Genomic DNA, 25148 nt, shown 5'->3' on the forward strand with positions numbered 1-25148 from the left:
CATTTTCTCATGGTTAATGAAAACCCCAATGGACAATTGGTGTCGCTAATATTTATGAGGCAAAAACAATTGTTCAGCTGAGAAGCTTTACAAATAAAACGAAAGAGATGATCAGTAAAGCTATTATTTTCAACAATAGAAACCCTTTCCATTCAAACAAACCTCTCACCTTACTTTTATTGAGTACTTCTTCTCTGGATAATTGGGGCGCATTGGGGTCGTGATCGATTTCTACATAATCGTTTCCATATACTTCCTTATATCTTGTCAATGCTTCTTTAGGTTTGCGCTTATAATCTTCTTTGCGCATCCCGAACCCCATATAGCCCATATCCACCCTTGTTTAGTGTTAAAAAATATTTAAACTAAGATATAAAAAACTGGCAAAATTGAAAGGTGTATCTCTGCCCAATTAGCCTTTGTTTTTCCAGTAAGTGAACTGTTTTAGCTAATGTTCTTTTCCTTTATATTTCCACATGGGCACCGTCTTACCAGCTTTCTCAAACCCCATCTTTTCATAAAAACCTACTGATTCACCATCAGCTGTTAGCATCTGCATATGGAAATTCCTGTACTTTTCTTCCATTCTTTCCATAATGAGCTTGCCTATTCCTTTTCCTTGGTAAGCTGGTAAAACTAACAAGTGGGGAAAATAAACCATCAAATGTCCATCTGAAATAGCATTCGCCAATCCCACTAACTTTGGACCATCCCAAGCAGAAACCAAGGAATGGGAATTCATCAGCGCCTTATACAATGCTGTAGGCTTTTTAGCCGAACTCCATTGGTTGGCTTCGTAAAGTTCCAAGATTTGCTCTACCGAAATACCCTGGGTTTCTACTATTTCAATTCCGTTCATACTTTAATATCATTGACCTCCACCTTCTTTTCCATGATTACATAATCAATCCCTCCTTTGACAAAAGTCTTATTAGTCTTTTTTAAGCCGAATTTTTCGTAAAATCCAGTTTTCTCTTCGCGTGCATTGCACCAAATAGAAGTCACTCCCTTATCAAGCAAATCCCTTATCACAAATTGCAATAACTGACTACCATAACCCTTTCCTTGTTGAGCAGCGTCTGTAGCAAACTTCCTAAACTGGGCCTTTCCTGAATCAATAAAAACCGAAATGATCGATACCAAGTGTCCCTCCGCTTTCAAACCAAAATGCAATCCATTCTGGTCTTCTTCCAACTTCACATAATCAATCGGTCTATCTGGCCACATCACCCGATGTCTCAGATCCCAAGTGTCCTCAGGAGTAATGGGTAAAATCTCTATTTTCATGATTGAATCTCTTCACTTTTTTCTAAGCTTACGGCCAAATCAGGAATACGTTGGTATCGATAAACTTTAATTTAGAAAAATAATTTAACCTTGATCGCCCAAATAAAGCACTTCACTTCCAACCAGTCCATCCTGGTCCTCTCACAACCCGCCCTGGTAAGACTCCAGTATGTTCCCCATTTTCCAATACTTGTTCTCCATTTACAAAAACATGAACCATTCCCTCCGCATATTGGTGAGGCTCATCGAAGGTCGCTTTGTCTTGAACCTTTGCTTTATCAAAAATGGCCAAATCAGCATAATAGCCCACTTTAATCAATCCCCTTTTTTTGATCTTTAAATGAGAAGCGGGTAATTGGGTCAATTTGTAGATAGCCTCTTCCCATGATATCAATTGCTCATCGCGGACATATTTTCCCAAAAGCCGGGCAAAGTTTCCATAAGCCCTTGGATGGGTACTGGAGGTCAAAAATACTCCCTCTGCCGCCATGGACTGTGCGTCTGAACCAAAACTCATCCAAGGAAGTCGGATCTGCTTTCTTACATTCTCTTCTGACATTAGGAAATAAACTGTTCCTACGCGGCTGCCATCTTGGATAACCAAATCCATGGCAGTTTCTTCGGGAGATTTCCCCCTAATCTCAGCAACTTCAGCTAATGTCTTTCCAGTAAAATGTTTGAGCGTATCACTTTTAAATCCTACCAGGATCATTTTATCCGCTGACCCAGCAGCCTGCATCAGGCTTTCCCATTCGATCTCCGGACTTTTCATTTCTTCCATTACTTTGGCACGAATTTCAGGATCTTGCAATCTGACAGACCAAGCTTCGTACCCTCCTTCCTGAACCCAAGGAGGCATGGCAGCATCCAAACCTGTGGCTCCTGCGGTATAATTGTACATGTCCGTGGAGATTTTAAGGCCCGCCTGATTCGCCGAATCTATCTTTCTAACGACTGCGTCAAGCTTATCCCAATTTGATGCGCCGCTTTGCTTGAGGTGATAAACTTCCGCTCGGATGCCTGCCTTATCGGCTATTTCTATCAATTCATCCAAACTTTCCAACAGCTTGTTTCCCTCGCTTCTCAAATGGGAAATATACATTCCGTCATACTCTGCAGCCACTTCACATAAAGCAATCAATTCTTCGGTACTGGAATAAAAAGCAGGCGCATAGATCAAAGAGGAGCCAATTCCCATGGCTCCTTCTTCCATAGCTTTCCGAACCATCACCTTCATACTGTCCAGTTCTTCTTTGGTAGGAGCCCTGTCTTCATAGCCAACTGTATTTACTCTTAAGGTGGTGGCCCCGACAAAGGAGGCTACGTTTGTGGAAACTCCCTTTTTCTCCAAAAAACTCAAATATTCTCCCAATGTGTTCCAAGGAATATCATACTGGATCTTCCCTTGGTCTTCCTTCATCTCCCTTTTGCTGGCAGAAGTCAGGGGCCCCCAAGAACTCCCTTCACCAAAAACCTCCAAAGTCACCCCCTGCTTGATATCACTCATGGATCGGCCATCCTGAATCAAAGACTCTACCGCCCAACTCAGCATATTGATAAAACCGGGGCTAACTGAAAGTCCAGCTGCATCCACTTCCTGGGTAGCGGTTTTCCCTTCTAAATCACCAATAGCTGCAATGGTATCTGCATTGATGCCTATATCTGCCATAAATGAAGAATTGCCGCTTCCATCAATAATCTCCCCATTTCGGATAATGATGTCGAAATCCTTTGGAGAAGTGCAGGAGATAAGAAGGATAATGCAATAAAGGGACAGGGTTCTTAGTTTCATAAATCTACATTTAGGCCAATAGTCATTAGTAATATAATCAATTAAGCGTAGAACTGACCAAGCCACTTCCACTCAATAAATCCTAGAATGACTAGCTGTGTTGAAAGAAACAATTGGCCACTCGATCATAAAGACTGCTCTTTCCTTTATAAATTATGATACTCGCCCAATACACCAGCATAACCAGTTGTGGTAAAATCAATAGCACCCATACCCATAAGGGTACTTCCTGCCCTTTCTCTGCGTAAAAAATCATCCAATGGACTCCAGCATGACCTACTTCCCACGGTAGAAGCTTTAAAAAATTTCGAATGAAGATACTTCCCGAAACCACTTTGATGCGCATCAAACGCTTTCCAAATGTTCCTTGATGTGACCCACTTTCAGCTTTGAAAAAGTAAAAAAACACCGGTAAGGTCAAAACACAAAAGCCCATCCCCTGTGCCAACAAAGGATGGACTTCAGCAGGGTTTACCTGAATGAGAAAATACAAGCCACTAAAGAAGGCCAGCAAAATCATGGCATAGATCATTATAAAACCATAATCGATCATTCCTGCCAGCAGCCTTCTAATGACTAGTTTATTCATAAGCGATATTCCAGATTCTTTACTTCATCGAGGAAAGGTCTTTTTCGGTAATTACCCTAAAAGCAAATTTATATCCCTCGACTGCAGCTATTCCATAAAACAACAAATCCATAAAGCTAAATGTCTCAGTCATTAACGGAATTAAATAATTATAATCAAACAAAAATAAGGTTTCCACAAAATCTAAACCTTCAGCATTGGCAATAAAACCAATTGAGCTTAGGAAATTACCTAAAAGACAGCTAAAAACAGCTATGACAGCTCCCATAATTCCAAAAATGGGATCGATCCCTTTCCCCACATAGCGCATACAATACCCCACCATTGCACCAATAGCAACAGCCATATAGCCTATTTGAAAATTGGTTGCCACTGTAATTGCAGCCCAAATCACCGCACCAATTATACCGATCAACAAGCCACCAAAAATAGCCATAGGAAGATTTTGCTCAAACCTTAACCGCTCATAAGTATCCTCTGGCAGCTTACTTCTAAGGTCCTCTTTTCCTAATGCTACTTCATTATTCAAGTGGGCTTTTGCAGCAATATCTTCCACGTAATCACCACACAGGTTAGTAAACGAAGCCCTTTCTGAAGTTAAGGAGCAGATTAAGCCTTGTTCTATATCCAATTTTCGATTAGTGCAGGTCTTGCAATAGGCAAGTTGTTGGTCTCTGGTCATGCTAAAAAGGTAAAAGGTTCAATAATTTGACAGTTTCATTTGTACAAAACTGTCAAATATTACAAAAATTAATTTATTATCAAAAATAATACGTTAATACTCCATATCACACTGTTCATTTCATTCTATACATCTATGCCCTCTTTTAGCATAAATTGGAAAAACCATTAGAATCAAAGATATAAACATAGCCAATAACCCTTTCCCATTTTCAAAATAACTAGTTTCCGACACCAAACGATGTGAACCGCAATGCGAGCATTTTAATACCTCTCCTTCTTCATTCAATATCGGTGAATCATTGTACTTGTTCAAAACCTTAACAGCAGAAGTGAAGCTATTATGAAAAGCTTTTAGCTTTATCCCTCCTATAGCTTCGCTGATCATCGGATTTAAGGTCACGGTATTTTCATCAAATAAAAAAACCTGTATCCCCTCACTCTCTAATTTGGATTTGAGTAAGTGGGCCTCCACTGCATTATCGAAAGTTTCTAGTGTAATCAGTTCCATACAATTTGGATTATGGGTTCTTAAAAAGTTTCTAAATAATATAGGCAATAAAAAAGGGAGAATCCAATTCTCCCTCTTTCATATGATACGCTACTTTTAAAATCAGTAGCCTGTAGTTTTCGTAGGATCAAGCTCGAGCTGCAATCTTGCATTTTCATCATATTGCATCCTACTAGTGGCCAACTCAGAAATTGGATTGGTATCAATCTGTGCTACGCCTCCCAACACCAAATTATTGGATAAATCATAAAACAAAGCGTAATCATTTGGACCGAGTTCTATCACGGAAGCACAAGCAATGGTGATTCCTGTCATGTCACGGGTAATTGGATGCTCTCTAAGTGATTCCTGAGGTAACACATTATAGCCACAATTAACCGCATTCCCCACATTCCTCATAAAGGCTCCCATATTGATCAGGAATTGATTTTCAACATTCAAACCAACGTTGGTATAAAATCCGTCCCATTCACCAATAAAGATTATTCTTCCACCTTCTTCTGCAAAGTCCTTCATTTCATTGATTTCCTCAACAGTATATTGAACCTTAGGTAACCATAGGAACAAAATCTTCACATCATCAGGTATATCTGTCAATGGATCCAAAGAGGAATTGATAAATTCCAGATCAAAACCATAGGAAATGATCAATTCATGCAGATCGGTATGTGTTCCTACTTCAGCACAAGCAGCAGCATACCCTGAGGTTCTTCCGCAATCAAACAGCACTTTGGTTCCCTCTGCCCTGTCTCCAATGGTTGTATAATTGATAAGATTTCTAACCAACAACACATTATTTGGATCATTTAATCCTGTATTGTCTAGGTGGTTTACATCATTAAAGACCACTACATCCCTACCTGGCCTAGGAGCATCTTCGCCTTCTTGAACAAACAATGGCACCGAAACCGAAACATCATTCACCTTTACGATCACGTTAGTGACTCCAAACATTTTACCAGTTACCAAGCCATTGTCATCAACGGATGCGATATCTGTATCCTCTATTTTCCACTTGATAATTTGATCTTCTAAAACCTCATCATAATAGTTATAGACGATTGCTTGAAACTGCTTGGTCCCTCCTATCATTACTGTAGCCTCATCTGGAATAACCTCTATCCTGGCAGGGCATATTTTATCCTCAATCCTAAAGACCACCTTCATGACTTCATCTTCCACTAGTGGTACCAGCCTATTTCTAACTTTAACATTTTTGTTAGGAATGATTGCTACGTCCAGAGAACCAATAACTTTTTGACCTACTCTTACCCTCAATCTATATATTCCTCCTGTCTTTGCCCCTGTCTTGCCGGAATCCCAATCTACATAATACTGCGCCTTGTCCTTGTCGACTTTAATCTTTTCCATAGAGCCTTCATCCATTGTAAACGAAGCATGGATTTTTTTAAATTCAAAGTCATCACTGATTTCTATAATAGGCTTTAGATTGGGATGAAATGTGCCACTATATTCAGGCTCTTGACCAATAGTGGCGCCCAAAAAATAAAATTCATCGATACCTCTGTGAGCTGCATCAAAGATCCCCAATTCATATCGCGAAGATAACGTTTGGTAAAGACCTTCGATATCGTTACTAATTTCCTCATCTGAAGTACAAGAGCCAGTAACAGATACTAATAATAGCACAAAAATGGCCTGAGCGCTTAGAACCGAAATGATCCGTTTTAATTGTGATTTTGGGTAAAAGGTGTTGATTTTCATAGCTTATAAAAATTTATGGTTATTGAGTTTTATTGTTCTTAAACAACTGAATGTTAATTATTTATGGTAAAAGTTTTCTATATAAATTTACTTATATATGTGCTAAAAAATGAGTTACAACACCACATAATACGAATTGATGTATACTTATATCGTTTTAATGTATAACTACATTCGTTTTGTTGATAGGTAAGAAATTATATATTTCAAGAAATTTAATTATGAAAACAAAAAAACGGTTTTAAAACTATGTTTTTTGTTTTTAATTTGATTAAATTATGATAAAAATAAGAAATCACTACACTTTTAGGATATGGATCCACTTAAAATTATTACTGTAGATGATGACTTGACAGCTCATATCGTATTCAAAAAACTCCTAAAGAAATGTAATATTGAGTTATCCGAACTAAAGCAGTTTTTAAGTCCTGAACTATTTTTGAAGGACGAAGCAGCAAGAAGGGGTAGTTTTGATTTATTGTTTCTGGATATAGAAATGAGTCCGGTTAATGGAATTACCTTTTTGGAACAACTGGATGAGCTGATCTCTCATCCAAAATATGAAGTAATTCTATTGACCTCTCACAAGGACTTTGCCCTTGAAGCTTTCAGACATAATGTGTTTGATTACCTTGTAAAACCCCTTTGTGTAGAAAGCTTGAATAATTGTATCCAAAAATGGGTTTCCCAAAAAAAGAAAATCTTAAAATCTGAAGAAGTAACATTGCTTAAGAATCTAATTGATTTGCGAAAACATCATCCTTCCAAGATCGCCATTCCCTGTCTTAAAGGATATGAAATCGTGAATGTCGATGAAATAGTGAGGTGTGAAGCAGATGGCAATTATTCCAAAATTCTAGTACTGAATCACCAAAATAAACTTAACGTGATGTTGGTTTCTCGAAAATTAAAGGATCTTGGTCATATACTTGAAGAAGAAGGTTTCCTAAGGGTTCATAACTCTCACCTTATCAATCCCGACCACGTAGTCCGTATTTTAAAAGAACACGGGGGAATATTGGAAATGATAGATGGCACAAAAGTGAGGATCACCAAAAACAAGAATGATGTATTCAATACAATTTTTCAAAAGATTCCAAGACCCTAAACTGGTGTTACATATTTTGCCTAGAATGATGACCTTAGCAATACCTCACACCAAATTCAAACTCATTATTCCAATTCCTTTGGAAGGAATTTACGAATAACGAATTATCAGGTCTTTGATCTATTCGGTAGTTTCCTGGATATTTTGTCCATAAGTATACGGAGCCGGAGTATCTTCCACTTCCACTTCTATCCCACCTATCTTATCTGAAATAAGATTATAAATGAGACAACCAATAGCTACAGTAATAAACCCAATCACTCCGTAAAAAATAGGCATCATTATAAAGAAAAAACCACCAAGGCCCATCCCAGCTATGGGAAAATCAGCAAAGGAAAACATCATCGAAAACAAACCAAATGGCACCAAGAAAATGGCCGATACAATGGCATAAATTAAGCCAGCTACTTTGGCTGTTTGAATAACTCCGAACTTTTTAATTCTTTTCATAAGGAAATACTAATAATAAAGATAAATGCTAAAACTATTCAAGCCCAATATACAACTAAGGTCTTAAAAACAACGAATGTTGCAATCAGCTTAATACTATATTTATGTAAATTACACCTAAACCATCAAATACTTCCAGTCAATTTTTTCCAAAGCTTCATCACTTGTAAATCCCCAAAACCATAAATACTTTCACGCTTGCAGAACTCTTGGAAAACTGGGCCAAAATTCCTTGTGTCTAAGTCCTCCATAATTTTTAGCAAACTCTTTTCAGGCCTTCCCAGTTCTCCTTCAGTAGACCTTCTATCTATTTCTGCATTCATAGCTGGTTTCAAAAAATCAGCAAATTTGATTGACTCATTTGCTATTTCTAACAGTTCATTGTCATTTTTGTACTGATAAGCCTTCCATAGCTTACCCAGTACATTAAATTCACTTTTTTTAAGCTCTTGGCGTTTTTCAAAGTTCGAAATCAATCCTTGTTCATCCAATCCGGCAAAACCATATTCCAATGATGTAAACGGTCTTACCAAATAAACTTTTCCCTGGTGATCCTGCCTCCTCAATCTGCCCAAAACATACCAGCAATTAACCTGACAAAATAAGTCATCTTCAAACCATAAATTAACTGTGCTTTGTTTTGGAATATCTTTGATCTTTTCCAATTCTGGAACAGTCATCTCAAAGTAACTCTCAGGTGTAAATTCTCCATATGATGTACTGATAAATGATGCTCTATTTTGGTAAAATTCTTCATCAGACTCCCCACTTACATCACCATCTACCAAACATTCTCTAAAAACAATTACATCTCCTTGAAATGCTGAAGGAAATCGGCTCATCAGCGCATCCCCATTCAATATATGAAATGTCTTTCCCATTTTATTCCTCCAATGTTTTGATGACTTTACAAGGGTTTCCAAAAGCCAGGACATTATCAGGGATATCTTTAGTCACAACGGAACCAGCCCCAATGGTTACATTATCTCCGATACTTACCCCTGGCATGATACACACATTTCCTCCTATCCAAACATTGTCTCCTATATCCACTGGCTTGGAAAAAGTCCTGTAAATAGGTTCATTTGGTGATTGCTCTTCAGGTCTTCTGATTCTATCTGAAGCTTTCAAAGGATGACTTGCGGTATAAATCTGAACTCCCGGAGCAATAAGGCCATTTTTACCGATGCTTATGGTATTGTCATCCAAGAAAGTACAGTTCATATTGACAAATGTATTTTCGCCAATATAAATGTGCTCTCCATAATCACAATAAAAAGGAGCCTCGATCCATACTTTATCTCCTTTTTTTCCCAATAATTCATTCAAGATTTGATCTTTCTGTTGTAAATCTTCTGCGTCCAGATGGTTATAATTCTTGATCAACCTTCGTGCTATGTAGTTTTGTGCCAGCAGCTCAGGATCCAAAGTATTGTACTGTTGGCCTGCAAGCATCTTTTCTTTTTCTGTCATATTATTAATACGCCATTTTCTCAATTTCCACCCAAAAGGGCATAAGGTTTTTTCCATTGATTGAATAAAATGGTATCAAATCAGCCTCTGTGGCACCCATTGGAACGTTTTCCATTACCAAAATATCCTCTTCTTCTCCTATGTCTGTTTGAAAAACGTTTGGCCCCAACTCTAAAACCAACTTTCCTCCAGCCGGGACTGGCTTAATAAATTTGAATTTTACACGGTAGTTTCCTGGGTTGACCTTCACTGTCCATTTCCCGAAAATTTCCTCTTGATTCCAAATGCCCCTAGCGCCTCCTGCATCATTCCTATTCAGATAGGTAATTGGCTCTTTTTCATTCCCTATTTCAATCAAAGGCTGTTTTTGGATGTTCTCTGAATGAATCAAATCCAGATACATTTGATCCAGTTTTACTTTCAAGGATTTTACCTTTTCAGGATACTCTTTGCTAAGATCAATTTGCTCAAAAGGATCCTGTTGTTGGTCGAAAAGCTCAAAATCCCTCAATGGAGCATCATAAGCTGCGTGGGCAACTAAACGATATTTTCCTTCCTGCAAGGCCATATTTTGGTACAGCTCCGGGTACTTACGTGTCCAATAAAAGAAAAGTGGCCTGTTGGACCAATTTACTTCTTTTCCTTGCATTAAAGGGACCAAACTCTTCCCATCAATCTGGCGATCCTTAGGCAAATTGGCTTGGCAGATTTCAGACAATGTAGGCATAACATCCATATGAACTGCTGCAGTATTGATTTCTATACCACCATGAAATCTTGCCGGATATTTCACCAATAAGGGGACCCTTACCCCACCTCTGTACACCTCTCCTTTTTTCCCACGCATACCCGCCAAATACCGCATTTGCTGTGGCCCATTATCTGTCATAAAGAGTAAAATCGTATTTTCTGCCAATGCCAACTCCTCCAATTTCTGCATTAACCTGCCCACATTGCCATCAATATTGTTTACCATGGCATACACTTTACGGGCGTCTTCCTTATCCTTTTCGGTCATCGCTTTGTATGGTTTGACAGAATCATCAAAGCCTACTGAGGGATCTATATCCTTATATTTATTGTAATATTCCTTTGGAACCTGTAAAGGTGTGTGGGGGGCATTGAAAGACAAGTAACAGAAAAAGGGTTGATCCGCATTTTTCTCAATGAAATCAATTGCCTCGCCAGCAAAAATATCAGAACAATAACCTTGATAAGCCTCTTGCTCTCCATTATGCCAAAGTACAGGATCAAAATAACTGCTGTCTCCTCTAAAATAAGTGGTAAAATCACCTACCTGCCCCATGCCTCCTGACAAATGAATTAAAGATTCATCAAAGCCTTGATCCATAGGTCTAGAAGGATAATTGTCTCCCAAATGCCACTTTCCAAAAATGCCTGTTTGATAACCTTCTTCTTTCAGCATTTCCGCTATGGTCACTTCTTCAGTGGCCATGATGGCTCCACCATTGTAAGTGTCTCTGATGCCCGTGCGGAGAGAATATCTTCCTGTCATCAAACTGGATCGGGTCGGTGCGCAAACCGGAGAAACATAGAATTGATTGAAGCGGATACTTTCAGCAGCTAATCGATCAATGTTTGGAGTATTCACATGTGGATTTCCTGTAAAACCAAAGTCACCATAACCTTGGTCATCTGTAATGATCAAGATTACATTAGGCCGCTGTGGTGTTTGGCCGCTAACATCTATTGAAAAAATTAAGGTAAAAACGCTAAACAATAACAGGTAAAAGGATTCTTTCATTTGGCTATTCTATTGGGATTCAAATTGATCAGTATCAATTTAAATAAAATCAACCAAAGCCAAAGTAAATCTCAGGACAAACCCATAATAGAAAAGCTCGAATACTTCATTCAGGCCTTTTTTATGCGCTGATGCTAAGTATTATGTTGTTTTCTTTTGACTTTTTCGGGTGATCATCTTTAGGCCAAAATTCACAATCATTTAGCTGAGAAACACTAGTAGCGATCATTTCTCATAAGGCAGCATGAATAGAAGAGATAACTCATAAAATATCCTGCGCAAGTTGCGCATAGTTTTTTGGTAATATTACTTCCAATTTTGATAAAGATTAAACTTTGGAGTTTTATGGCGTATTTTTCAACATTCAAATTACCAACTGTTAAATCTATTCCTATGCTCCAACTAGATTTAAACCAAAGACAAACTTAGACAGAATCGACACCATTAAAGTATTGGTTGACTATTCTTACTATCTTTTCTGAGGTAAGTGGCTTACTTTCATATTCACTTATTTCCTTATAGCTTTTTGCCTTTTCTCTATCATCAGGATTCAAGCTTGTGGTAAGCATAACAATTACATTCTTAGCCTTTTGATGAAATGGTAGATGTTTATATTCCTCTAAAAACTCCCATCCATTCATTGCTGGCATATTAATATCTAAAAATATGAGATCTGGCTGTTGATGAATTCCGTCCTCAACAGACTTTAAATAATCCAATGCCTCTTCGCCACTTTGAACTGCTACGACTTCTTCAGCACAGTCCATTCGATTAATAACAATTTGATTGATATAATTCGTAGGCTCATCATCATCAACCAATAAAATGCATTTCAGTTTATTTTTCATATTGTATAATTTTTGGTACCGTGAAGTAAAAAATACTTCCTTCATTAACTATGGAATCAACCCAAATCGCACCTCCATGAAGCTCTACAATCTTTTGACAGTGAGCCAAACCTATTCCAGTCCCTTCATATTTATTTCTAGCATGAAGGCGTTGAAATATTATAAATATTCGGTTTAAGTGCTTCTCGTCAATTCCAATTCCATTGTCCTTCACGGCAAAAACCCAATGGTCAATTTTATCTTCCGCGTATACCTCTATAATTGGTTGCACATGCTCTCTTCTAAACTTAATTGCATTGGTAATCAGGTTTTGGAATAGTTGTCTTATTTCAGTCAAATAGCCGGTAATTTTAGGCAATGGCTTGACCAGCAGTTTTGTCTTGGATTCCAAAATGCTGGAGGTCAAGTCACTTTGTATTTCTTTCAAAATCTGATTACAGTCTATTTGATTAATTGTTTTGTCCCTTCCTATTCGGCTATAATCCAGCAAACCTTTGATCAACTGACGCATTCTTCCAGTAGCCTCTGAAATAAACTGCATACTTTTCTGGCCTGTCTCATCAAAATGATGCGTATAATTCTCAGCTAACAACTCTGTAAAACTAGTAACTGTACGTAAAGGTTCCTGCAAATCGTGGGAGGCTACATAAGCAAACTGCTCTAATTCCTTATTTTTGGTTTGAAGTTGTTGATTAAAAGTTTCCAAAGCCCTTTGAGCTTCCTTTCTCTCGCTGATATCCCTAATGGCAGCACTCACCAGCGTCCCTTCTTCTGTTTCCAAAGGACTTAGGGAAATTTCCACAGGAAACTCTTCACCGTTTTTCCTTAATCCTAAAAGCTCAAGGCCTGCACCCATTGGACGAAGCTTGGGAGAGGCAAAAAAACTTCCCCTATGGTCCGGATGTTTATTTCTATATCGCTCTGGAATTAACACTTCAATTTTCTGGCCTTGTAACTCCTCTTTACTATAACCAAAGATATTTTGCACTTGATTATTTATCAACTGTATATCTCCACGTTCTCCCACTATAACAATGGCATCAGGAGCACTTTCCAGCAAACCCCTAAATTTATTTTCTGCCTTTTTTCGATCACTGATATTTCTTATTGCCGCAGAAACAAATAAACCCTCTTCTGTATTCAATGGACTCAATGAAATTTCTACTGGAAAAGTCTGACCATCTTTTTGTCTACCACTCAACTCCATCCCTTTGATCATTTTCCTACTTTTTGGCTTTTGAATATACTTATCCCGGTACTGCTTGTGGTGTTTGAGAAACTCACTGGGAATTAATATTTCAATTTCACTGCCTAAAAGTTCCTTCTTCTTGTAACCGAACATGATCTCTGTCTGCTCATTAACTAAAACAATCTGACCTACTTGGTTGACTATAACCATAGCATCAGGTGCTGTTTCCAATAAATCTTGGGCTTTATTTCCCGCCTTTTCAAATTGGCTTATAGGTCTTAGGATACACGAAAGCCCAATAAGTCTATCCTCTTGATCTTTAATCGGTGAGTACTGAACTGATACTGCAAGTTTTGCTTTGAACTTCCCTATCCTCTCCGTCTGAAAAGGTGTGACAATTTCATTAAAAAGGATAGCATCACGAATTTGCTCAAATTTCTCCTCACCATTTTCAGGCATCAGCAACTGATGATCCAAACCAAGAAGTTCAGATTCACTATAGCTCAACAAACCACAAGCTGAGCTATTACAATATGTAACTTTTCCCTGAATATTAATACCTATTATGGCATCAGACGCACAGTCAATAATATGGTTTTTCACTTCCTTTATTTACAGTTTACTTAACTTTATACAATAAAATTTGCTTGAAATATAATTAAAATAAGCTACAAACCTAAGCACGACTTTGTAACTATATAAATTTAGATTAGCTCTATAAGATCTTTGGTGACAAAAAAACTTCAAAAAATCTAATATTCTGTTGCTTGTATTAACTGTTTTAAACTGACAAAAACAAAAAATTTATTGATTAACAATAATTTTTTATTACCTTACAATGATTATTACTCAAAAAATCAGTGCAATATGAATCAGCAGGACAGAAATCATGGTGTTCAATCCATTGACATATTGATATTCATCTTTCAAGCAATGAAAATACTGATATGGATTTCATTAATCATGTCTTCCATTTTAATAATTGTTACATTGATCCCAAATGAAGGAGCTTGGAAAAACATTATCCCTCCACCCAATTTTGTGGTTTATTTCTCCCTTCCTGAAGAATTAGGAATTGCGCAATGGGGAGATGGAAATACTACACCTTTTTCTATTGTATCAGCATTGGGCGTCATCAAAACTACTTTTGCTCCAAAAAGCTTGGTGCTCTTTTACAGCTTGATGACCATTCTGACCACTTTATTGATTCTCTTCTCCATTATTTTTACCGTACGTATTTTAAAATCTGTCAAAAAGAAGGCTTTCCTACTAGTGGAAAATGCTGTCCGGCTAAGGTGGATTGCCCTGCTTGGAATAGGCATTTACTTCACTGATAGGATTACATCTACAGTGACATCTAGCCAATTGAGTAAGCACCTTCAATTTCCCGAAGTGGATTTTACAGGAATAAACTTCTTTGCCTTCCTGAATTTTGAAAGTATTTTCGGCTCTCTATTCCTCCTAGTTATAGCGGAAGTATTTCGAATGGGGGCCCAACTTAAAGAAGAAAACGACTTAACGATTTAAAATGTCCATCATAGTAAACTTGGATGTCATGCTCGCCAAAAGAAAAATGTCTCTCACTGAGTTGTCAGAAAGAGTTGGAATCACCATGTCCAATCTATCCATTCTCAAGAAAGGTAAAGCCAAGGCCATTCGCTTCAGTACTTTGGAGCTGATCTGTGAAGTCCTTGAATGCCAACCTGGTGACATCTTAGCCTACGAAGAAGAATAAATTCTCTCCTCCACACATAACTAATTGATTTTTATACCACTGCATCCAGAGCGCAAAATCAATCTTATTAAAAAAGAAATTTTTCATACCCGTTCTGAACTTATTCAATCGAAATATGTTATTTATATCGTACACGATTTAATCTTAAAAGATATAATAGCATGAAATTAATGTATGAAGCCGAAGCCAAGGCACAAGGTGGCAGAAATGGACATGTCGTATCCAGTGATAATGTACTGGATTTTGAAGTAAGGGTTCCTAAAAGTATGGGTGGAGAAGGCGGTGCCTACACCAATCCAGAGCAACTATTTGCAGCTGGTTATGCAGCTTGTTTTGACAGTGCCCTCAATTTCATAGCACAGAAACAAAAGGTAAAAGTTGAAAATACTGAAGTCAATGCCAAAGTAGGAATAGGCCAACTATCAAACGGAGGGTTTGGTTTGGCAGTGGAACTATTGGTTAAAATACCTAACTTGGACAAAGAACAAGCCCAAGCATTATTGGAGGCCGCTCACAAAGCCTGTCCTTATTCCAATGCGATCAGAGGCAATGTGGACGTAAAACTTGAATTAGCTTAAATTAAGCATGAGCCCAGAAGATCATCTAAAATTGGAAAACCAAATCTGTTTTCCCCTATATGTTACCTCAAGATTGCTGACAAGGGCCTACCAACCCTTGTTGGCAAAACTTGGGATTACCTATCCCCAATACTTGGTATTACTGGTATTATGGGAACAAGATGGCCTGAAAGTAAGTGATATATCCGAAAAGCTCTTTTTGAACAGTAATACCCTCACCCCCTTGTTAAAGCGAATGGAGCAACTGGATTTGCTCACAAGAGTCAGGTCAAAAGAGGATGAAAGACAGGTTGACATTACTTTAACTGAAAAAGGAAAGTCAATGAAAAAAAAGGCACAATGCATCCCCGAAAATCTATTCGAAACCATCAAGCTCCCTACTGAAGAACTCATTCAATTTAAAGCAACTCTTCATAAGTTACTGACCAACCTGGAAGAGACTGACAAGGAGTAAATGTGCTTTCAGTTAAAGTTTATTGAATTTATTCTGCTTAACTACAAAGTCAACTAGCCAAGCGATTCCAGCCAAAACGCCAAACAAAAGGCTAAGTGCATGCAACATGACCTTGTAATTCACCATGTAATAGGTCTCCTCTACTTGAAAATCAATGCTCTTGGTTTCCAATCCTGAGATCAAGGAAATTATCCAACTTAACACACAAAGGATTAAAAAATATAAGTAGGGTTTATTCCAGCTTATCTTGTTCATTTTACGCCGATTTTTATTATTGGTCTTTAACCCAAATTTTCACCTTTTAGTTTAATCTCGACTATATTTTAGCAGCAAACTTAACAGAAGAAGCTCTTTTATATCCCAATACTTCGATACCGTCTTGATCTATCTCAATAATCGAAAAACTACTATTTTCTGATCCACTACCATCCACCATGGCATACTGCGTGACATAGTGTATCCCATGTTCTTGAGCAAAACTTTCTTCGTGAACATGTCCCTGAAAAACAGCCATCACCTTCCCTGATTCAACCAGCAGTTTACTCACCTCTTGATAATTGCTTACATGCATTTGACTCCCTCCATGGTCATATCTAAAAAGAGGATGGTGACAAAATACAACAGTGGGAAGCTGGGTAACTTTAAGATCTGACTTGAGCCATTCCAACTCCGCTTCTGGAATATTTGGGTCTTGCCAATCTGCTCCTTCTTTATAATAATGGTCCCTCCCATCACGATGGAAATTGGCATCCAAAACCATAAAATGGACACCTTTATGATCAAAAGAATAATAACTCTTTCCGCTCTGCACCCCAGTATTTTCCACATGCGCTAAAAATTGCTCCTTTCGAATGCTGTCCACATCATGATTACCCAAACAATGGTACCTGGGTCCTTCAAACTTGGCGTAGACCTGTTCTAAGTCTTTCAAAAACCTCAATGTATCCTCCTCACGCTGTTGCTCATCTTGGTCTTTGAAATCTCCTAAGTGAATTACAAAATCCACCTTTTCCTGATTCATCACCTCCACAAACTCTTGCATCTTGACCAGTGATTCCCGGTAATATCGTGTACCTTTTGGAGCTGCATCGGCATAATGTGAATCTGTCACTAAGCCGATTCTTAACTTTGAACTGTTTAGCCGAGGAGAAAATGAGGAAAGCAGCATCCCTCCTGTAAAAAGTCCTGAAAGCTGCAGGAACTTTCTTCTATCGAGGTAGTAGGTCGGATTTTTCATAATCAAACTTTTTACAACTGGATAAATATAACTAGAATCTGATCAAGATTTCAGAATCAAGCATTGAATCGGCCATTTACAGATTTTCATTTTCCCGCATCATGTGGGCCCTAAGCAACCCATCGGATGCCTGCATCAATTTCTTCATCAAAACTGGATTAAGTTTAGAGTTGGCAGCCAAAAACTCTTGCAAAATATCATAGGCTTCCTCTGAACTGTATTGCCCAATACTACTGCTCAACCAGGCTTTTGGAAAAAAGATATCCCCAGTCCGTTGAACTTCATCAAGTAAGTCCAAGCTCATCCGCAAATGCTTGATCCCGCTTTGCTGTCTCACAGGGTGGTGAATATAGCCAAGAGCTGAACTAACCCAAGACTCTTTCTCCCTATTTGCTGCCTCGGCAAAACTACTCGCCAATTGATCTCTTACGGCCTCATCGGAGGAGAGTGCTGGAAGAAGAAATTCAAACCGCTCTCTTTTGTCAGGATTACTGATGTCATCCTTGGTCTGACTAATAATCTCCAAGGAAGCAGGATGGTCAAAAAGCAGCAGGTTCATGGCCATATGGGTAAAGTCATCCTCATTAAGCTTCAATCCGGGGATGATGGCTTCTTTTTTCCAAATCCTGAATAACTGTCCCCTTTCAGGGTCTTTATATGCCAATGAAGCATACAGGTTAAACAAGGTCTTTTTAACATTGGAAGGAAAATCTCCTTGTAACCTTTCATAGAGTACTTTTTCTATTCTTGATTGAATACTTTCTTGTTTTTTTTTCGAAAGGTAGTTCCAAAACAAATCACCAATTTGTCCGCTGATATTTCGAATGATAAGTTCATTTTCTTCCTGCTGAAGTCCATCAAGGCACATTTCCAATGCCTGCTCTGAGGAAAGCTCTCCTGTCAATGTATTCTCATAAACATTGATATAACCTTGGGCACGAGCCACTTCATCCTCCAAACGGGGAATATAAGCCAATTCATGCTCATGAACCGGAAAAACGCCATAACCAAATCCATTGGAATTGTACAAGATGGCTCTAGGTTTGGGAAGTCCCTTTGCTTCATCCACCTCGATCTGCGGCTTATCCATATCCACAGTAATAACCTTGACTTCACCTTCAAAGACAAATGCCAAATCAAACACCTGTGGCCAAAAGTTATTGCTTCCATCTTCCGCCGATTGAGCAATTTTCATAGAAGAAATCTTCCCTTGATCGTTATAGTCGATAGTTTCGGAAAATACAGGTCTCCCTGTTTGATTTACCCAAACATCACTCCATTTTCCCAAGTCAATGGCTATACCTTTGTCCAAAATCCCTACCAAGTCTGCCCAAGTAGCATTTCCATATTGGTAGGTTTGCATGTATTCTTGAATCCCTTTCTGAAAAGCTTCAACACCCATGACCGCTTCCAATTGACGCATCATGATAGGAGCCTTATGATAAATAATATTCCCGTACAAGGTGCCCGAATATTTCAGGTTTTCCAATGGTTGCTTGATGGGGTTAGTGCCTTGGGTCCTGTCTTCTCCATATGCTGCAGGATAATGGCTGACCAAAAACAGTAAGTCATGATTGATGTCCGGAAAGGAGGGATTGACGATTTTATCCGCCATGAAGTTAGCAAAGACTTCTTTTAGCCATACATCTTCAAACCAGTCCATGGTCACCAAATCTCCAAACCACATATGGGCCGTCTCATGGGCGATCAATTTAGCCCTTCCCAAAAGCTGGCTATCCGTAGCAGTGGCATCCAAAAACAAACTAGGTTCTTTATATTGAATGGCACCGACATGTTCCATCCCACCATATTGGAAAATCGGTATTGCCGCGAAATCCAACTTCTGGAAAGGAAAAGGAAATGCTGTATATTCTGCCAAGTAATCCATTGACTTTTCATGGAGCTCAAAAATAGCGGGAACACTCTGTTCTACTTTTTCTTTATTGGTTTCCCTGTAAAACAATTCCATATCCAAACCAGCTCGATTTTCTTGTACCACCTGAAATTTCCCTGCTACAAAGGAAAAAAGATAGGTACTCATCTCATCGGTCTCTCCAAACTGATGAGTGATACTTTCAGCCTTCTCCACTCGATCCAACGCTGGCGCCCCGCACATTACTTTCCAGTCTTTTGGTGCTGTTATGTCGAGTTGATAAGTGGCTTTAATATTCGGTTGATCAAAACAAGGAAAAAGTGAACGTGCCCTGTCTGGCACCAACAAGGTATAGAGGTATTCCTCATTGCGGTTCAAAGAAGTTTCTCCTGCTACAAACTCAATCTGTACTTCATTATCTCCTGATTTAAGACTTTCGGCAGGCAATAAAATGTGCTCCAATTCATGTATTATTTCAGAAGTGTCTCCATTGATCATCATGGTTAGCAGGTGATCCGAAGGAGCACTAAAATCCAGGTAGATGTCCTGATTGCTTTTTGACAACTGAAAACTCAAATCCAAAGTAGCTGGTATTGGGAGTTGCTTTTCACCAGGAATATCAAAACTCATGGTATACTTTACTTCGCTGATTCGCTCTTTTCGGAAATCTGCCAGATTTTTAGCAACACCATCCTCCATAGGAATTTCGGTTTTTTGTGGCTCACAAGATGATAAACCAGCCATCAAGCACAATCCAAATAATATTCTTGGAGTAAACAGGTTCATATAAACAGACTAAAGTTTGATTTGGAATATTCGATCCCGAACTTATTAATTTCTGTCAACTTTCCTTTTACCATCAATCAAAAACGCCTGGAACTTCGCCCTAATTTTTCAAAAAGACATTATTTAGAGCTTTCACCTGTAGCGATTTATACCAATTATCCTTAATTTATAATACACTTAGCTCTCACCTATGCGAAAATTCCCCAATGCCTTGGTCATCATGTTGGGCTTTATTCTTTTTGTAAGCTTGCTGACTTATGTTCTTCCAAAAGGCGAATACCAACGTGTCCATAATCCAGACCTTGGGTATGTTACGGTCGTTCCAAACTCCTATTCTAAGGTCGAAGCACCATCCATTACTGTTGGGCAAATCCTACTTTCAATTCCCGAAGGCATAACTGGAAGGGCAGAATTAATCGCATTGATATTCCTGTTGGGAGGCGCTTTCTTTGTAGTAGATAGAACAGGAGCATTTAAGGATGGCATCCAATTCATAACCGACAAATTACAAGGAAAGGAATCCGTTGCGCTGGCCATAGTCTCCTTTCTATTTACCACAGGTGGTGCTCTTAATGGCCTCCAAGAAGAAATCATTGCCATGGTTCCGGTTTTATTGTTTTTTGCAAACCGGCTGGGCTATAATTCCTTAGTCGCAATTGGAATCAGCTATGGTGCAGCCGTGGTAGGTTCTTCCTTTAGCCCAATGAATCCCTTTGGTGTGGCTGTGGCCCAAAAAGCAGCTGAAATCCCTCTCTTTTCTGGTAGTATCTATCGCATTCTAATTTTAATTCTAGCCTACCTGCTGTGGACCACTCTGATCATCCGCTATGCACAGAAAAACCGGGTTGAAAAAGTAAAAAAAGAACAAGCCGAAAAACATCAGATGGATGGAAAAAGTATCCTGATCCTCTGTCTTACCGCCCTTGCCTTTGCGATTGTAATTTATGGATTAGTGGTCTTGGAATGGGGATTCAATGAAATGTCAGCTGAGTTTTTCCTTTTAGGAATCATAGCTGGCTTAGTAGGAAAACTGGGACTCAACGGTACAGCTGAGTCATTCATTCAAGGTTTTAAAGAAATGACTTTTGCGGCCATCATCATTGGTTTGGCCAATAGTATCACTTTAATCTTGCAACAGGGAATGATTATCGATACAATTATTTATGGGTTATTTACCCCTTTGCAGTATTTACCCAAGAGTATCGCAACCCTATTTATGATGGCCGCACAGGCCTTACTGCATTTTCCCGTTCCAAGTTATTCTGCCCAAGCCATCATGACCATGCCTATCTTAGCACCTTTGGCAGATCTCATGGGCATTTCAAGACAAGTCTGTGTCCTAGCCTATCAATATGGAGCTATTATGATGGACATGCTTATCCCTACCAATGGAGCACTAATGGCTGTCATCAGCATTGCCGGTATTTCCTTTAACAAATGGTTTGCTTTTGCGCTGAAGCTTACTTTGATACTCATGGGATTGGGGATTGTAGCAATTATCATTGCCATCAATATTGGATACTGAAGTGACAGTACCTAAAAAACTGGTAGAGGATTTATGCTTAAATTCCCCTACCAGTTTATTCAAGACCAACTCATATCATGAAGATCATTCATTCACAGGGACATGCTCCATCAAATAATTAGTCAATAGTGTGTAAAGGTGCCGTCTTGTGTTTGGCCCCTCATAGATCCCATGGCTTCTGTTTGGATAGGCCATCATATCGAATTGTTTGTTCTGAAGGATTAATTCATTGACTAACAATTCCTGGCTTTGGTAATGTACATTATCATCATTGGTTCCATGAACCAAAAGCAAATCACCCTGTAAGTTTTTGGCATAGGAGATAGGTGAACCATTGATAAAATCATCCAAATTTTCCTGTGGCAATCCCATGTAACGTTCTTGATAAATATTGTCATAGATCAATTGCATCGACACCCCTGCCACGGCCATACCCACTTTATAAATCTCTGAGTGCTTGAATAGCAGGTTTTGGGTCATGGATCCGCCTCCGCTCCAGCCCCACACCGCTACACGCTCAGGGTCAATAAAGCTATATTTGCTTAAAACCGCCTTGCCCGCCATGGCCTGATCCTCTGCATTGATGACACCTACTTTTCGGTAAATACTTTTACGCCACTCACTGCCTTTTAAGCATGGAGTTCCGCGATTATCCATATCGATGATGATATAACCCTTTTGCGCTAACATGATATTCCACAATCCCACAAAATTGTCTGTGGCTACCGCTCCCCAAGGCTCACCGTAAACATGAAATAGCACTGGGTATTTTCTTGATGCATCAAAACCTACTGGCTTGATCATTCTTCCATCCACCTGGACTCCTTCATCTGTAGTCACCAGAAAAAATTCCACCTCTGGCAATGCCAAATTAGCCAATTGACCTTTGTAGGTTGCATTATCTTCCAATGTCCTTATTTCTTCATGATTCTTTAAATCAATCAAATGATAAGTATTTGGAGAAAGGGCTTTACTATGGGTAAGTATGGCAAACTCCCCATTGGGTGAGCAATTGTACAAATTGATCCCAACCAGCTCATCTGGCGTCAACCTGCTGATTTTACCTTTGCCTTTTATATCTGTTTTATACAGATATCTTTGGGTGGTATTGTCGGGTGAAGCGTGAAAGAAAAGCTCTTTCTCGGTCATACCTGCAATGGAAGCCACATCAAATTCCGATGGAGTAAGTAAAGTTTTATCTCCGCTCATAATGTCCACCTTGTAAACATGTCGCCACCCATCATTTTCTGTCATTCTCAGAAAAGCAGTGCCATTATCCACCAACTTCAAGTCATTCTCTTCCCAACCACCCGCTGAAACATCGGGATAATAAATGTCCACCCAAGTCTCTTCTGTCTCTACATAGACTTCTTTTAGTTCTTCAGAAATGACATTGTAACGCCACACCGTCAGCTTATTTTGGTGACGGTTTAATTGCTGGATCAAAAGTGTTTCAGCATCCACCCACTGCATCCCGGGGATATAGTTTTGGATGCTGGAACCAGGAAGGGGAATCCAATGCACTTCCTCACCAGACAAGCCAACAAGACCAATTTTCACTGAAGAAGGATCCTGACCTACCTTAGGATACTGCAATGGAATCAATTCGGAGTAAACGGAATCGGTATTGTTGATCATATAAAAAGTACCCACTTTGGAAATATCAAAGTTCCAGAATGCCAATTGCTGGCCAGAAGGGCTCCACCTAAAACCATCCCGAGCTCCAAACTCCTCTTCATATGCCCAGTCAAAAGTGCCATTGATAATTTCCTCTCCACCACTTTTTGTCAGCTGCGTAACAGAACCCGTTTCTAAATCCTCCACATAAAGGTTAAAATGATAAACATAGGCAGCTTTCTTTTGGTCCTCAGAAAACTTAGCAAACATCAATGAAGAAGCAGGAAAGTCAGCGCCTATCTGACTCAATTCACCACTTTCCAAATCCAGCACCCAGTAATCCCCTTTCGTATTGGCTCTCCAAACCCGGGAAGAGTTGGTAAAAATCATCAGTTTGGTTTTATCGGGGGAAAAATCAAAACTTTCCACGCCTATGGAGCTATTTTCCCCATTTGGAATAAGCTGGTTTCCCTCCACTAAAAGGCTTCTTTCTCCTGAGGATGTGGTGTATTTGGCAATTTCCGGCAAACCTTCTGCATTTTGCTCCACCACGGCATAGGACTCTCCTCCATCTACCCATTGAAGGGCAGGTAAGCCTGATTGTCTAAATTCATTGGAATAAATGCGGTCCAAAGTCAGTTGGGCATCTTGACCTGAAACCAGCAAAGGCACAAAGCTTATCACCCAAGCCACAAAAACTAATCTCTTTTTCATAGGTATATTTGATCATATTGAAATTGGCAATATCAGCCAATTTGAAAATAACCATAATAATCAGAAGTATCCAGTTGCCTCTTGACCATTTGGGGATTTGGTCAATCCTGTATCAATAATCGCTAAAATGGTTTTACCCAAAAGGAAGCTTCTTTACCCTACCTAAAAAGTTTCGAAAATTCGATTATAAAAATTAGCGCTGTACCCAGCGAGCTCACAAAACTTGATGATGGCTTAGCCATGAATGAAGATCGTTGAAGTATTACTTGCTCAACTTGTTAAAGATCTTTTTATCTTCTCTTAAAATCTTATTGAGCCGATGTGTAAAACGTAAAAGCTTTGTTTTGTTTTTCTTCTGGCTATTAACTACATCATCTAGCCCTTCAAAAATCTCGTCAGGTATTTTATCGACGATTTTGTGTATCTCGGAATTAATTTCTTCTCTATCCATAAGTACAAATATAACATTTTTCAGATAAAACCGGAAGGATTCAGCAACCTACACATCTTCTCTTATAAAATATTCAATCAAAAAATATATTAACAACAATTTAATATTTTTTAAATTGAAACTAAAACAAAATATTAGACATATAAAATTCACTTCTATTTACTTCAATATTTATATTACTTTACCAATAATATTTATAATTATTAATATTATAAACTTAATAAAAAATTAATTTTATCTAAATAGACAACTATATTCCGCTTTGGTTTCAAAGTATACTTGATTCTATTTTTGTCTCAAAATGACCTTATTAAGCAACTTCACCAAAATTATATTTTTTAATAAAATTGTTTAAAATCCATCCTCCTTGGTTAGTTTCCACTAACTCAAAACATGCCATTCTCATTAGGCATATCCTTTGGAACAGGTTGGGAAAAATCCCATAATTCTAGGATTTTTTCTCCTTCAAATCTGAAAATATGCATTACGGCTGCACCCAAATCTTTAGAATCCTGACGAAAGTGTGAATGGACAGCCACCAAGTCACCATCTTCCAAGGTTCTTTTGATTTCGAAAATCTTATGGGGCATCTGCTGTGCATTTTCCTCCATGGCCACCATCAACGTTTCAGCATCTCCTTTGAAATAGGCATTATGATGGATAAAGTTCTTTGAAGCATATTGAGCAAAGGCCTTTCTCGAGTCACCTCTGGCACATAAGGTTAAAAATTCCTGGGCTGTTTGTTTTAGCGTGCTCATAA

Annotated in this window: 25 protein-coding genes; 6 read left to right on the plus strand and 19 right to left on the minus strand. The window is 38.7% G+C overall.

From position 1 onward, the window contains the following. Window positions 1-73: 73 nt before the first annotated feature. The 8 genes from JL001_RS05690 to JL001_RS05725 all read right to left on the minus strand — a co-directional run bounded on the left by JL001_RS05690 (window position 74) and on the right by JL001_RS05725 (window position 6585). Complete coding sequence (locus JL001_RS05690; RefSeq protein ID WP_200975176.1) at window positions 74-331, minus strand: hypothetical protein; 258 nt, start codon at window positions 329-331, stop codon at window positions 74-76. 117 nt (window positions 332-448) lie between these two features. Continuing rightward, window positions 449-859, minus strand: coding sequence for a GNAT family N-acetyltransferase (locus JL001_RS05695; protein ID WP_200975177.1), 411 nt, complete (start codon window positions 857-859; stop codon window positions 449-451). Next, complete coding sequence (locus JL001_RS05700; RefSeq protein WP_200975178.1) at window positions 856-1287, minus strand: GNAT family N-acetyltransferase; 432 nt, start codon at window positions 1285-1287, stop codon at window positions 856-858. The genes JL001_RS05695 and JL001_RS05700 overlap by 4 nt, the downstream gene beginning before the upstream one ends. A 112-nt stretch (window positions 1288-1399) precedes the next feature. Continuing rightward, window positions 1400-3079: an amidohydrolase family protein gene (locus JL001_RS05705; protein ID WP_200975179.1), complete on the minus strand. Its 1680-nt coding sequence runs from the start codon at window positions 3077-3079 to the stop codon at window positions 1400-1402. Window positions 3080-3170: 91 nt separating this feature from the next. Then, window positions 3171-3668, minus strand: a complete 498-nt coding sequence (locus JL001_RS05710) for an RDD family protein (protein WP_200975180.1) — start codon at window positions 3666-3668, stop codon at window positions 3171-3173. Between the two features lie 19 nt (window positions 3669-3687). Next, on the minus strand, window positions 3688-4350 hold the full coding sequence (locus JL001_RS05715; protein ID WP_200975181.1) for a hypothetical protein: 663 nt from the start codon (window positions 4348-4350) through the stop codon (window positions 3688-3690). A 120-nt stretch (window positions 4351-4470) separates the two neighbouring features. Beyond that, window positions 4471-4860, minus strand: a complete 390-nt coding sequence (locus tag JL001_RS05720; RefSeq protein WP_200975182.1) for a DUF2007 domain-containing protein — start codon at window positions 4858-4860, stop codon at window positions 4471-4473. A gap of 102 nt (window positions 4861-4962) precedes the next feature. Further along, complete coding sequence (locus JL001_RS05725; protein WP_200975183.1) at window positions 4963-6585, minus strand: Ig-like domain-containing protein; 1623 nt, start codon at window positions 6583-6585, stop codon at window positions 4963-4965. A 313-nt stretch (window positions 6586-6898) separates the two neighbouring features. Here JL001_RS05725 and JL001_RS05730 point away from each other — a divergent pair, with 313 nt between their 5' ends. Beyond that, entirely contained in the window at window positions 6899-7693 is a 795-nt protein-coding gene (locus tag JL001_RS05730; protein ID WP_200975184.1) for a LytTR family DNA-binding domain-containing protein, read from the plus strand. A gap of 120 nt (window positions 7694-7813) precedes the next feature. Here JL001_RS05730 and JL001_RS05735 read toward each other — a convergent pair whose 3' ends face one another. The 6 genes from JL001_RS05735 to JL001_RS05760 form a co-directional block, all read right to left on the minus strand. Next, window positions 7814-8143 (minus strand): hypothetical protein, encoded by a 330-nt coding sequence (locus tag JL001_RS05735; protein ID WP_200975185.1) that lies wholly within the window; start codon window positions 8141-8143, stop codon window positions 7814-7816. Window positions 8144-8268: 125 nt separating this feature from the next. Beyond that, window positions 8269-9024 carry a DUF1835 domain-containing protein gene (locus JL001_RS05740; RefSeq protein ID WP_200975186.1) on the minus strand — a complete coding sequence of 252 codons (756 nt, stop codon included), beginning with the start codon at window positions 9022-9024 and terminating at the stop codon, window positions 8269-8271. Window position 9025: 1 nt separating this feature from the next. Then, entirely contained in the window at window positions 9026-9616 is a 591-nt protein-coding gene (locus JL001_RS05745; RefSeq protein ID WP_200975187.1) for a sugar O-acetyltransferase, read from the minus strand. A 4-nt stretch (window positions 9617-9620) separates the two neighbouring features. After that, window positions 9621-11381, minus strand: coding sequence for an arylsulfatase (locus tag JL001_RS05750; protein ID WP_200975188.1), 1761 nt, complete (start codon window positions 11379-11381; stop codon window positions 9621-9623). Window positions 11382-11806: 425 nt separating this feature from the next. Continuing rightward, entirely contained in the window at window positions 11807-12229 is a 423-nt protein-coding gene (locus JL001_RS05755; RefSeq protein WP_200975189.1) for a response regulator, read from the minus strand. Continuing rightward, the gene (locus JL001_RS05760; RefSeq protein WP_200975190.1) at window positions 12219-14021 is read right to left on the minus strand and encodes a PAS domain S-box protein; all 1803 of its coding nucleotides are present in this window, start codon (window positions 14019-14021) and stop codon (window positions 12219-12221) included. Before JL001_RS05760 ends, JL001_RS05755 begins: the two co-directional genes overlap by 11 nt. A gap of 264 nt (window positions 14022-14285) precedes the next feature. Here JL001_RS05760 and JL001_RS05765 point away from each other — a divergent pair, with 264 nt between their 5' ends. The 4 genes from JL001_RS05765 to JL001_RS05780 all read left to right on the plus strand — a co-directional run bounded on the left by JL001_RS05765 (window position 14286) and on the right by JL001_RS05780 (window position 16185). Then, window positions 14286-14945, plus strand: a complete 660-nt coding sequence (locus tag JL001_RS05765; RefSeq protein WP_200975191.1) for a DUF2975 domain-containing protein — start codon at window positions 14286-14288, stop codon at window positions 14943-14945. Between the two features lies 1 nt (window position 14946). Beyond that, on the plus strand, window positions 14947-15153 hold the full coding sequence (locus JL001_RS05770) for a helix-turn-helix transcriptional regulator (protein ID WP_200975192.1): 207 nt from the start codon (window positions 14947-14949) through the stop codon (window positions 15151-15153). 161 nt (window positions 15154-15314) lie between these two features. Then, window positions 15315-15731, plus strand: coding sequence for an organic hydroperoxide resistance protein (locus JL001_RS05775; protein WP_200975193.1), 417 nt, complete (start codon window positions 15315-15317; stop codon window positions 15729-15731). 7 nt (window positions 15732-15738) lie between these two features. Further along, on the plus strand, window positions 15739-16185 hold the full coding sequence (locus tag JL001_RS05780) for a MarR family winged helix-turn-helix transcriptional regulator (RefSeq protein ID WP_200975194.1): 447 nt from the start codon (window positions 15739-15741) through the stop codon (window positions 16183-16185). A 12-nt stretch (window positions 16186-16197) separates the two neighbouring features. Here JL001_RS05780 and JL001_RS05785 read toward each other — a convergent pair whose 3' ends face one another. From JL001_RS05785 to JL001_RS05795, 3 genes are all read right to left on the minus strand, one after another. After that, window positions 16198-16440: a hypothetical protein gene (locus JL001_RS05785; protein WP_200975195.1), complete on the minus strand. Its 243-nt coding sequence runs from the start codon at window positions 16438-16440 to the stop codon at window positions 16198-16200. Window positions 16441-16501: 61 nt separating this feature from the next. Beyond that, the gene (locus tag JL001_RS05790; protein ID WP_200975196.1) at window positions 16502-17422 is read right to left on the minus strand and encodes a metallophosphoesterase; all 921 of its coding nucleotides are present in this window, start codon (window positions 17420-17422) and stop codon (window positions 16502-16504) included. A 76-nt stretch (window positions 17423-17498) separates the two neighbouring features. Then, window positions 17499-20081: a M1 family aminopeptidase gene (locus JL001_RS05795; protein ID WP_236252725.1), complete on the minus strand. Its 2583-nt coding sequence runs from the start codon at window positions 20079-20081 to the stop codon at window positions 17499-17501. A 190-nt stretch (window positions 20082-20271) separates the two neighbouring features. On the opposite strand from JL001_RS05795, the gene JL001_RS05800 reads away from it, so the two are divergent. Next, a complete protein-coding gene (locus JL001_RS05800) occupies window positions 20272-21606 on the plus strand; it encodes a YfcC family protein (protein WP_200975197.1) in 1335 nt (444 codons plus the stop codon). A gap of 84 nt (window positions 21607-21690) precedes the next feature. Here JL001_RS05800 and JL001_RS05805 read toward each other — a convergent pair whose 3' ends face one another. Together JL001_RS05805 and JL001_RS05810 are read right to left on the minus strand one after the other, a co-directional pair. Continuing rightward, a complete protein-coding gene (locus JL001_RS05805) occupies window positions 21691-23937 on the minus strand; it encodes a DPP IV N-terminal domain-containing protein (RefSeq protein ID WP_200975198.1) in 2247 nt (748 codons plus the stop codon). An 837-nt stretch (window positions 23938-24774) separates the two neighbouring features. Further along, the gene (locus JL001_RS05810) at window positions 24775-25146 is read right to left on the minus strand and encodes a nuclear transport factor 2 family protein (RefSeq protein WP_200975199.1); all 372 of its coding nucleotides are present in this window, start codon (window positions 25144-25146) and stop codon (window positions 24775-24777) included. Between the last annotated feature and the right edge of the window lie 2 nt (window positions 25147-25148).

It is taken from the genome of Echinicola sp. 20G (genome assembly GCF_015533855.1).
GTDB lineage: Bacteria > Bacteroidota > Bacteroidia > Cytophagales > Cyclobacteriaceae > Echinicola.